We start from the raw sequence: 10,662 nt of genomic DNA on the forward strand, positions 1-10,662 counted from the left end.
GAATTCATGAGCCAACTTGAACTGAACGATCGCACACTGATCCTGCATCGCTTCCCGCAGATGCGTGACGAAAGTCCATTACAAGCCTGGGATGCGGCTGATGAATATCTGTTACAGCAGGCGCTGCCAGAGGGGCCGGTGCTGGTCTTCAACGACAGTTTCGGGGCCTTAACCTGCGCCCTGAATTCGCGTACCGTCTGGCACGTCAGCGACTCGTGGCTGAGCCAGCAGGCCGCCCGTCAGAACCTGACCTTTAATGGGCTGGATGACAGCGACGTTCACTTTGTTGATAGCCTGGCGGAACTGCCTGCTTCACCTGCGGCTGTGCTGATCAAGGTGCCTAAAACCCTGGCGCTGCTGGAGCACCAGCTGCGCGCCATTCGCGAAGTCGTCACGCCTGATACGGTGATTCTGGCGGCGGCGCGCGCCAAAGAGATCCATAACTCTACGCTGCAGCTGTTCGAACAGATCATTGGTGAAACCAAAACCTCACTGGCGTGGAAAAAAGCGCGTCTGATCTACAGCCAGTTCAGCAAGCCTGAACTGCGTGAGGCCACGCCGACGCTGGTCTGGCCGCTGGATGGTACCCCGTATCAGATTCACAACTACGCCAACGTCTTCTCGCGCGCTTCGCTGGATATTGGCGCACGGCTCTTTGTGCAGCATCTGCCGGAAAACATTGAGGGCGAGATTGTCGATCTCGGCTGTGGTAACGGCGTGGTGGGACTGGTGGCGCTGGAGCAGAACCCGCAGGCCGAGGTGCATTTCCTTGATGAGTCTTACATGGCGGTCGCTTCCAGCAAGCTTAATGTGGAAGTGAACCGTCCTGAGGATCTGTCACGCTGTCAGTTCCTGGTGAACAACGTGCTGAGCGGCTATCCGTCAGATCGGCTGCACGCGGTGCTGTGCAACCCGCCGTTCCATCAGCAGCACGCGGTGACCGATCACCTGGCATGGCAGATGTTCCGTGATGCCAAACGCTGCCTTCAGTATGGCGGCGAGTTGCGTATTGTCGGCAACCGCCACCTCGATTATCACCACAAGCTGAAGAAGCTGTTTGGTAACTGTACGCTGATCGCCTCTAACCAGAAGTTCGTGGTGCTGCGCGCGGTGAAAATGCGCTAGTCAGACGGTTAATGCCAGCTGCGTCGCCTGCGCAATCGCACGGCGCGCATCCAGCTCCTGCGCCACATCTGCACCGCCGATGACTGTCACCCTCTGTCCTTTTGCACGCAGCGCGGCTTCCAGTTCGCGCTGCGGCTCCTGTCCGGCACAGATAATCACATTATCGACCTCCAGCAACAGCGTTTCGCCGTTGCGCCGCAGATGCAGGCCGCTGTCATCAATCGCCAGATACTCAACGCCGCCCCACATCTCAACGCCCTGCGCCTGCAGACTGGCGCGATGGATCCAGCCGGTGGTTTTTGCCAGCCCGGCACCCGGTTTTCCCGATCGGCGTTGCAGCAGCCAGATTTGCCGTAGCGCGGCAGGGGGCTCGGGTTTCATCACGCCGCCACGCTGCGTCAGGCTGTGGTCGATGCCCCATTCGGCATAAAACGCCGCCAGATCCTCGTCATGGGATGGCTGTGACAGATACTCCGCCACATCAAAGCCAATACCGCCTGCGCCGATAATCGCCACCCGTTTCCCCACCGGGCGCTTATCGCGCAGCACCTCCAGATAGCTCAGCACGCTGGGGTGGTCGATGCCCGGAATGTCAGGCGTACGCGGCTGAATGCCGGTCGCCAGCACCACTTCATCGGCGTCACTCAGCTGATCCGCCGTCACCCGACAGCCCGTCTGAACCGTCACGCCTGCGGCCGCCAGCTCATGCCGGAAATAGCGCAGCGTTTCGCTGAATTCCGATTTGCCAGGGATCAGCCGGGCAAGATTGAACTGGCCGCCTATCTCCGGCGCGGCCTCATAGAGGGTTACCTGATGGTCGCGCTGCGCCGCCTGCAGCGCAAACGCCATGCCGGCCGGACCGGCACCCACTACGGCCAGCCTGCGCGGGGCGGTGCTGGCGATGACCGGCATCAGCGACTCATGGCAGGCGCGCGGATTGACCAGGCAGGAGGTGATTTTACCGGCGAACACCTGATCGAGGCAGGCCTGATTACAGGCAATGCAGGTGTTGATGCTGTCCGGTTCACCGCGCTGTGCTTTAGTGACAAAGGCGGGATCGGCGAGAAAAGGGCGCGCCATCGACACCATATCGGCGCAGCCGGACTGCAACAGCTGCTCGGCGACGGCGGGATGGTTGATGCGATTGGTTGCGATGACCGGCACCTTCACCTGTTCACGCAGGCGCTGCGTCACCCACGCAAAGGCCGCGCGCGGCACGCAGGTGGCGATGGTCGGGATGCGCGCCTCATGCCAGCCAATACCGGTATTAAACAGCGTGACGCCGCACTGCTCCAGCTCGCCCGCCAGCAACAGCGTCTCCTCCAGCGTACTGCCCTCTTCGATCAGGTCGAGCATCGACAACCGGAAGATGATGATAAAGGCGTCACCGGTCGCGGCGCGAACGGCGCGGGTAATCGCCAGCGCGAACTGCATCCGCTGTCGGAAGTCGCCACCCCAGCGATCGGTGCGCTGATTGGTGTGCTTCACCAGAAACTGATTAATCAGGTAGCCTTCGGAACCCATGATCTCCACGCCATCGTAGCCCGCCTGCTGTGCCAGTCGGGCGCAGCGGGCAAAGTCATCAATGGTCTGTTCAATCGTCGCCTCGCTCATCGCCTGTGGCGTAAACGGGTTAATCGGCGCCTGGCGTGCCGAGGGCGCAACCAGATCGGGCTGATAGCTGTAACGACCGGTATGCAGGATCTGCAGGGCGATTTTGCCCTGATGCTGATGTACCGCCTCCGTGATCTGCCGGTGCCAGTCACATTGCGTCTCGTCGGTGAGCATCGCGCCATGCGCGGTGGTGACACCCTGGGCATTGGGGGCGATGCCGCCGGTGACGATCAGCGCGACACCTTCACGCGCCCGCTCGCCGTAAAAAGCCGCCAGCCGGGCTGCACCATCCGGGTGTTCTTCCAGTCCGGTGTGCATCGACCCCATCAGAAAGCGGTTTTTCAGTCGGGTAAAGCCAAGGTTCAGCGGCGTAAACAGCGCAGGATAGTCAGGATTGACGGACATGATAGTCACTCACGGTGAAGTGGTCGGATGAGTTTACTCTAGCCACTTCTGCGTTAAAAAAAAGTGAAAGAATGTCAGGGTGTGAGTGAAATCATAAACAACGGCAGGGGAGTGAGGTGAGTAACAAAGAGTGGGCGGAGCTAGCCCGTGCCTTGCGCAAAGAGGTGAAGACCGCCATCCATAGCCCGCGTAGCTTTGCGACAGGCGTCAGCGCCCGTCGCTGTTCAGGTTCCGCTACATGCTGTCAGCGCGGTGCCAGAAAACCCATTAACGTCGACGGATCCACGAATAGCGGGAGTGATAGCCGCTGCCGTGGTGGGTATTGAAGCGGTAGCTTGAACCGCTTTCGGCCATGCAGTAGGTGCAGACATTGACGTTATCGATCTGCGCAGCCGGCACACCCGCCTGCACCAGTAAATGCGTTGCCAGCGCAGGCAGATCGAACCAGACACCCTGCTGGCGGGCAGCGGCCTGTGGACGTTGCGCCAGAGGATTAACCGGCTGGTTCTGGTGCCAGCGCAGCCCGCTGGCCAATGCCGGGTTCTGCGCAATCTCCGCCAGCTGCGGTTCGGCCAGTTCATAACAGCAGGGGCCCATCGCCGGACCGATCGCCACCATCAGGTTCTGCGGCTCGCAGCCCTGCTCGCACAGTTTTTCAACCGCGCGGGTCAGCACACCCGCCAGCGTACCTTTGAGTCCGGCATGAACCGCGGCCACGATCCGCTGCTGGCGATCGGCGAACAGCACTGGCAGGCAGTCGGCGGTGTAGACCGCCACCGGGCGCGTCCCGCTGCTAATCACGCCATCAGACTCGCAGCTTTTGGGTGGGATGTTCTCGATATCGGTGACCACGTTCGCGCTGTGGCGCTGATGTCCATAGGCGGCATCAGCGGGTGGTGGCTCACCGGCTGGCTGAAACGCATATTCGAGCCACTCCAGCGAATCGAGCAATGGCGAGCGCGGGATCACGGCCATAGGAATCTCCTGTTATAACAGCGTGCGTTGGGCTGCCCACAGCTTACGTTAACTGCTACATTTTTGAAGCTTCTCCTCAGACCTTTCTCACCTTAAGGATGAAATGATGAAAACCTCCGCAAAACTGGCTGCATCCGGACTGGTCGCGCTGCTGCTTACCGGCTGCGCCTCGTCGACACATCAGACCGCGCAACAGCAACTCGGCCAGCAATCGGTGCTGGCGGTAAACTGGTTCCAGCAGTCTGGTGAATATCAGGCGCTGACCTGGCAGGCATTTAATACCGCGCGTATGGCGTTTGATCAGGCCCCCTCGCTGACTGGCAAACCCAAAGCGGTGATTGTCGATCTGGATGAGACGATGCTGGATAACAGTGCCTACAGCGCGTGGCAGGCGAAGAACGGCCAGCCGTTCAGCAGCAAAACCTGGTCAGCCTGGACACAGGCGCGGCAGGCGAAAGCGGTGCCGGGCGCGATAGAGTTTGCGCGTCATGTCACACAGAATGGCGGCACGCTGTTCTATGTGTCGAACCGGGATCAGAAAGATTACGCGGCCACGGTCGCTAACATGCAGCAGCTTGGCTTCCCCAACGTTAGCGATAAAACGGTACGTCTGAATACTGACAGCTCCAATAAGCAGGCGCGTTTCGATGCCATTAAAAATGCCGGCTATAACGTGGTGCTCTACGTTGGCGATAACCTCAACGATTTTGGTGGCGCGACTTGGCATCAGGGTAATCAGACGCGTCGTGATTTTGTGAATCTTAACCATCAGCAGTTTGGAACGCAGTTCATCGTGCTGCCGAATCCGCTCTACGGCGACTGGGAGAGCGGAATGGCGGAAAACTACAATAAACTGACACCGGAACAGCAGCTGTCAGTGCGGGAATCGCGGCTGCAAAGCTGGAACGGTAAATAATTCGTCAAGAAAAAGAGCCTGACCGGGTCAGGCTCTGTTAAAACATGGTCCTGATTTACTTTCTCCCGTCACTATTTTGCTGCAAATTAAATTAATTATCTCTTGCTTCATTCTTATCTAAAATCAGGCATATCTGACTGGCTATCAGCAATTAAGCCGGTTGATCGTGCTAATGGTTAATTTTTTAATTAAGAGTATTCCTGGTAAAAAGCAGGCCGGTTGGTATGGCAGTGAATATCCCCTTGGTTAATGATTGTATTTTTTTGTCAGCAATAACTTTAGTTTATTATCTTTTATATTTTAATCTATTGATATTATTGATCTTAAAATGGTTTCCGCTAATTATTTCACTTCTCTGCTGCTTAATTAAATTTACTTAACCCTGACTCTTACTGACGCCGGATTGACAAATAGCATGATGTTAAAGTGCTGTGAAATATTGCTCGTGCATTGGTAATGGTTAGCGGCTATAACCTTTTTCTGTGACTCAGTTCTTATTTACCTGGCGGCTCACGCTTTATTTGTGAGCCGATACACTTTGTGGTTAGCCAGGATGCGACATCCCGGTAGTAGAGAGAAGATGATTGTGACGACACTTAAACCCTTATTAGCGAAAAATCGCAGTTGGGCATTACAGCGCCGCCAGCGTAATCCAGACTACTTTAAAAAATTCCTTCATCAGCAAAAGCCGCACTCACTCTGGATAGGTTGTTCTGATAGTCGCGTTCCGGCAGAAGTCTTAACCGGCTCCCATCCTGGCGAACTCTTTGTGCATCGTAATATCGCCAACATGGTGATTGAGGACGATGACAATTTACTGAGCGTGCTGCAATACGCGCTCTTCTTTCTCGGTGTAAAACGCATTGTATTAAGCGGCCACTATGGCTGCGGTGGGGTGGAAGCCGCGCAGAATCTGCCGGGCAGCGTGCTGGACGGGCAGGAGAGCGCGCTGGCGAGACGCATTCAGACGTTGCGTCATGACATTCAGCATGGCCTGGCGGAAAGCCCCCCTTCAGACGCGGAGCCGGGTGAACAGCTCGATCGGCTGGTTGAGGCCAACGTTAAGGCGCAATTCGCCAGACTGGTGAAATCTGAACCGGTCCGGCAAATCTGGCAATCGGGCCAGGAACTGGAGGTGTTTGGTTGTGTGTATGACCTGCGCTCCGGCCATCTTAAAGAGCTGATTCATCAATCTGCAGAGGAACCTTCATTATGAACCTCGATACCCTGCGTCGCGACATTCCTGCGGGTCTGGTGGTGTTTCTGGTCGCCTTACCGCTCTGTCTTGGCATCGCACAGGCCAGCGGATTACCGCCGTTTGCCGGTCTGCTGACCGGTGTGATTGGCGGCCTGGTGGTCACATCACTGAGTCCGTCCCGGTTTGCCGTCAGCGGCCCGGCGGCAGGCCTTGTCACCATCGTCGTCGCCTCAATGGCGTCTCTGGGCAGTTTTTCCGCCTTTCTCACCGCGCTGATTATCGCCGGAGCACTGCAATGTCTGTTTGGCCTGCTGCGTGCCGGACGGTTTATTTCGCTGGTGCCGGGCAGCGTCATCAAAGGGATGCTGGCAGCGATCGGTTTGCTGCTGATCATGCAGCAGATCCCGGTGGCGCTGGGAGCCGCGGGCGATGCGGAGCTGGTTTCACTGGTGACCGGTGAGATGACCTTCTCGCTGCCTGCGGTAGCGGTAGCGGGTGTCGGCCTGGCCATTTTATGTCTCTGGACTACCGCACCGGTGAAGCGGATCAAAGCGCTGGCCTGGATCCCTGGGCCGCTGATTGCCGTGCTGATAGGCTGCCTTGCTACCGTCGTGGGTGGACGGCTGTTCCCGGAGATGACCAGCGGTCTGGCGCGCATTTCATTGCCCGCTTTTGACAGCATTTCCGCGCTGATGGCAGAGCTGGAAACGCCCGACTGGATGGCCTGGCAAAATCCGCAGGTCTGGGTCGTTGCGGTGACCTTAGCCCTGGTCGCCAGTCTGGAAACGCTGCTGAGTCAGGAAGCGCTGAAAAAACTGCGTCCTCAGACACCCGCGCCGTCGCCCAACAAAGAGATGTTCGCGCAGGGTATCGGTAACCTGGCGGCCGGTTTTCTTGGCGCGATGCCGATAACGGCGGTGATCGTGCGCAGTTCGGTTAACGTCAGTGCGGGCGCGCAGACCAAACTGTCGATCTTCATTCACGGTGTGCTGCTGCTGATTTGCGGTATGTGGTTCAGTGAGATGCTGAACGCCATTCCGCTGGCCAGCCTCGCTGCCGTGCTGCTCTATACCGGCTACAAGCTGGCGACACCCAAACTGTTTATTGAGCAGTTCCGGATGGGCGCGCAGCAGTACGTGCCGTTTCTGGCCACCATCGTCGGTATTATCACGCTGGGCATGCTGGTCGGGATTGGTATCGGGATCGCCACGCAGATCCTCTATAGCATCTATAAAAGCCATCGCAACGCGCTGCAGCTCACCCGCTATGACGACCACTACGTGCTGCGCTTTCAGCAGAACCTGACCTTTATGCACAATCCAAAGCTGCAGGGATTGCTGGATGAGATCCCGGAGAACAGCGTCGTCATCGTCGATAACGACAATGCGGAATATATCGATCCCGACGTCAAAGCGGTGCTGAAAGATTTTGGCGATAACGCCGACAAACGCGGCATTCGCCTGAGTCAGTGGCCGGTTGCCGTAAAATAGCGTTTAGCGCAACGGTAAAGTCGTCAGAACAGCAAAAATCGGATATCTCGGATATCCGATTTTTTTATTTGCGATGCATAATAGAGCCCCAGTTTTTGCTGTCATCTGATGGGTTTAGCCTCAAAACGGTAACTTTTCTGAGTTAGCCTATGAAACGAGGTTTTATCGCCGGATGACATTGAGGATATTCAGGATTTAATCATTCTGACACCACGCGCCTGTCCAGGCTGGCGTGGACAGCCAGCCTCTCTGTGACAAGGTCCGGATGTATGCGCATACAGCTGTTTGAAGAGCACAACGTTAAGAAGAACGCATTTTCACTCTTTTTAATCACGTTGCTGTTTTGCTTTATCGGCGGACACCTGCGCTTTCCACAGGAGCTGTCGCTGTTCTGGCCGGTCAATGCGATCGTCACTGGCGTGATCGTCCGGAATCCTTTTCTGCATCAGACCCGCTATTACCTGGCCACCTTTGCTGCGATGGTGTTTAACGACACCGTTTTTTCAGGCTGGGCGCTCTCTGCTTTTACCCTCAACATGGCGAATCTTCTGTTTGTGCTGGTGGCGGTGACGCTGCTGGTAAAACATCTTCAGCACGACTCCGGCAGCGAGCGTATAACCAGCGTGCTGCGCATTTTTCCGGCCTGTCTGCTGGCCGGACTGGCCTGCGCCAGCTGGGGGGCGCTGGCGCAGCAGGCCGATTTTAACAGCGGGCTGGTGACGGCCTGGGGCGAATGGTTCAGCGAACAGTTCTCAACCGGGCTGATGCTGCTGCCCTTTTTGCTGACGCGCGACTGGGCGTCGCTGTCGCCCCGGCAGTTTATGCAGATGCGCAAGCTGGCACCGGTTGTCGCCGTGATTTTTTCGCTGATGATTGGCGCGATGATGGGCGGCGCAGGCAGCCTGACGTTCCCGGTTCCGGCGCTGGTCTGGTGCGCCATCGTGCTGCCGATGCCGCTCACCAGCCTGGTGATTTTGCTCACCGGCATTAGCGAAATCATTCTGGTTTCGCACGGTGTGATGAATATCCAGGGCGATGACAATATGCTGCCGATCACCCATCTGACTTCGGCACGGCTGGGCGTGGCGACCATTGCGATCAGCCCGCTGATTGTGGCGGTGAGCATGGATGCGATTCGCCAGCTCAACCAGCGTCTGGCGTTGCGCGCCAACTATGACTTCCTGACCCGGCTGCTGTCGCGTTCCGGCCTCTATGAAAGTCTGCGTGCTGAGCCGATCTTCCCGGACCGCCGGGCGGGCGTGATCCTGCTGGATGTCGACTACTTTAAAGCGATTAACGACAATTTTGGTCATGATGCGGGTGACAGCGTGCTGGAAGAGATCGCCCGCCGTATGCAGCGCGTTGTGGGTAAAGAGGGGCGCATCTGCCGTTTTGGCGGCGAAGAGTTTGCGGTGGTGCTGTTCGACCAGAATCCGGAAAAGCTCTACTTTCTTGCTGAGAGCATCCGGCAGAAGATGGCGAAAGAAAAGTTCTGGCTGCAGGGCAGTACGGCCACGGTCACCGTCAGTCTGGGGCTGGCGCATGGCAGTGCCGGTGAGGCGACGGAGTGGCACCGCGTGATCAACCGGCTGATTTCCGCAGCCGATAAAAATCTCTATCTGTCGAAACGCAATGGCCGCAATCAGACCTCGCCGGTTAACTACCGTGCCATCACCAGCGACGTGGCATAACGCCACGCCGCCGGGTTCTGTCAGCTGACGCTGCTTTTCAGGGTACTGGCCTGCTGATGGCGTTCAATCGCCAGGTCAATCAGGCGACTGATCAGATCCTGATAGCTGAGTCCGGCTGCCTGCCACAGTTTCGGATACATGCTGATATTGGTGAAGCCGGGCAGGGTATTCACTTCGTTGACGATAATTTCGCCGTCGTCAGTTAAAAACACATCGACGCGCGCCATGCCAAAGCACTCCAGCGCGGTAAAGGCTTTGATGGCGACCTCACGAATCGCATCGCTGGTTTCCGGTGAAATGGCTGCCGGGACCACCGTCTGCGCACCGCTCTCAGAGATATATTTGGTGTCATACGAATAGAAGGCGTCATGCACCACCACTTCACCGCAGGGGCTGGCTTCAGGGGCATCGTTGCCCAGCACCGCACACTCGATCTCGCGACCTTTGATACCCTGCTCAATCAGCACCTTGCGGTCAAAGGAGAAGGCCAGCGCCAGCGCGGCATCAAACTCTTCAATGCTGTCCACTTTGCTGACGCCCACGGATGAACCCTGGTTGGCGGGTTTGATAAACAGCGGCAGGCCAAAGCGGGCAATCACTGCGCTGGCGTCCAGATGTGCACGCTGGGCCTGGGTGACGCTCACCCACGGCGCGACGTTGAGGCCGGCGTCGCGCAGCAGGCGTTTGGTAAAATCTTTATCCATGCTGACCGCAGAGCCCAGCACGTCGGAACCGACGAAGGGTAACGAGGCCATACGCAGCAGGCCCTGCAGGGAGCCATCTTCACCCAGCGTACCGTGCACGATAGGGAAGATAACGTCGATCTGCGACAGCGGATGGGCGTTATGACGGGTGATGATCTGCTGCTGAGTCGTGCCGGGCACCAGCGCCACATCTTCAGCGGCGTGATTCAGCGCGATCAGCGCCGGATTTTCAGCGTTAAGTAAGAAGTTTGAAGCATCGTTAAGACGCCAGTGTCCCTGCTTATCAATGCCCAGCAACACCACGTCAAACCTGGTTTTGTCGATCGCCTCAAGGATATTTTTGGCCGACTGTAACGACACCTCATGCTCAGCCGATTTCCCGCCAAACACGATCCCTACCCGCAACTTTGTCATCAATTTTGCCCACTGAAAAAATCAAAACCACAAGATAGCATGGGCTTCGCGAGGGAAAACAGGGCAGGGCGACAGATAATTGTGAGCAGGCGATTAACCCTCGCCACTCACCAGATCGCTGTCGTTGAGC

Annotated in this window: 8 protein-coding genes; 5 read left to right on the top strand and 3 right to left on the bottom strand. The window is 57.2% G+C overall.

Annotation, left to right across the window (positions count from 1 at the left end; translation table 11 throughout):
* The first annotated feature begins 6 nt into the window (after positions 1 to 6).
* Entirely contained in the window at positions 7 to 1,125 is a 1,119-nt protein-coding gene (rlmG, locus tag ACXKZD_RS02965) for a 23S rRNA (guanine(1835)-N(2))-methyltransferase RlmG (RefSeq protein WP_061902014.1), read from the top strand.
* Here the strand turns inward: rlmG and ACXKZD_RS02970 are convergent, their stop codons facing one another.
* Positions 1,126 to 3,144 (bottom strand): oxidoreductase, encoded by a 2,019-nt coding sequence (locus ACXKZD_RS02970; RefSeq protein WP_488981849.1) that lies wholly within the window; start codon positions 3,142 to 3,144, stop codon positions 1,126 to 1,128.
* A gap of 267 nt (positions 3,145 to 3,411) precedes the next feature.
* Positions 3,412 to 4,119: a purine nucleoside phosphorylase YfiH/LACC1 family protein gene (locus ACXKZD_RS02975; RefSeq protein WP_488981850.1), complete on the bottom strand. Its 708-nt coding sequence runs from the start codon at positions 4,117 to 4,119 to the stop codon at positions 3,412 to 3,414.
* Between the two features lie 106 nt (positions 4,120 to 4,225).
* Between ACXKZD_RS02975 and ACXKZD_RS02980 the strand changes: the two genes are divergently transcribed.
* From ACXKZD_RS02980 to ACXKZD_RS02995, 4 genes are all read left to right on the top strand, one after another.
* A complete protein-coding gene (locus tag ACXKZD_RS02980) occupies positions 4,226 to 5,035 on the top strand; it encodes a 5'-nucleotidase, lipoprotein e(P4) family (protein ID WP_010699771.1) in 810 nt (269 codons plus the stop codon).
* A gap of 580 nt (positions 5,036 to 5,615) precedes the next feature.
* Complete coding sequence (locus tag ACXKZD_RS02985) at positions 5,616 to 6,251, top strand: carbonic anhydrase (RefSeq protein WP_029519418.1); 636 nt, start codon at positions 5,616 to 5,618, stop codon at positions 6,249 to 6,251.
* Entirely contained in the window at positions 6,248 to 7,723 is a 1,476-nt protein-coding gene (locus ACXKZD_RS02990) for a SulP family inorganic anion transporter (protein WP_089414893.1), read from the top strand. The genes ACXKZD_RS02985 and ACXKZD_RS02990 overlap by 4 nt, the downstream gene beginning before the upstream one ends.
* A gap of 269 nt (positions 7,724 to 7,992) precedes the next feature.
* Entirely contained in the window at positions 7,993 to 9,414 is a 1,422-nt protein-coding gene (locus tag ACXKZD_RS02995; RefSeq protein WP_060681123.1) for a GGDEF domain-containing protein, read from the top strand.
* Positions 9,415 to 9,434: 20 nt separating this feature from the next.
* On the opposite strand, the gene ddlA is transcribed toward ACXKZD_RS02995, so the two are convergent.
* The gene (ddlA, locus tag ACXKZD_RS03000; RefSeq protein ID WP_488981851.1) at positions 9,435 to 10,532 is read right to left on the bottom strand and encodes a D-alanine--D-alanine ligase; all 1,098 of its coding nucleotides are present in this window, start codon (positions 10,530 to 10,532) and stop codon (positions 9,435 to 9,437) included.
* Positions 10,533 to 10,662: the final 130 nt, after the last annotated feature.

The sequence above is a fragment of the Pantoea sp. ABR1s genome, assembly GCF_057812235.1.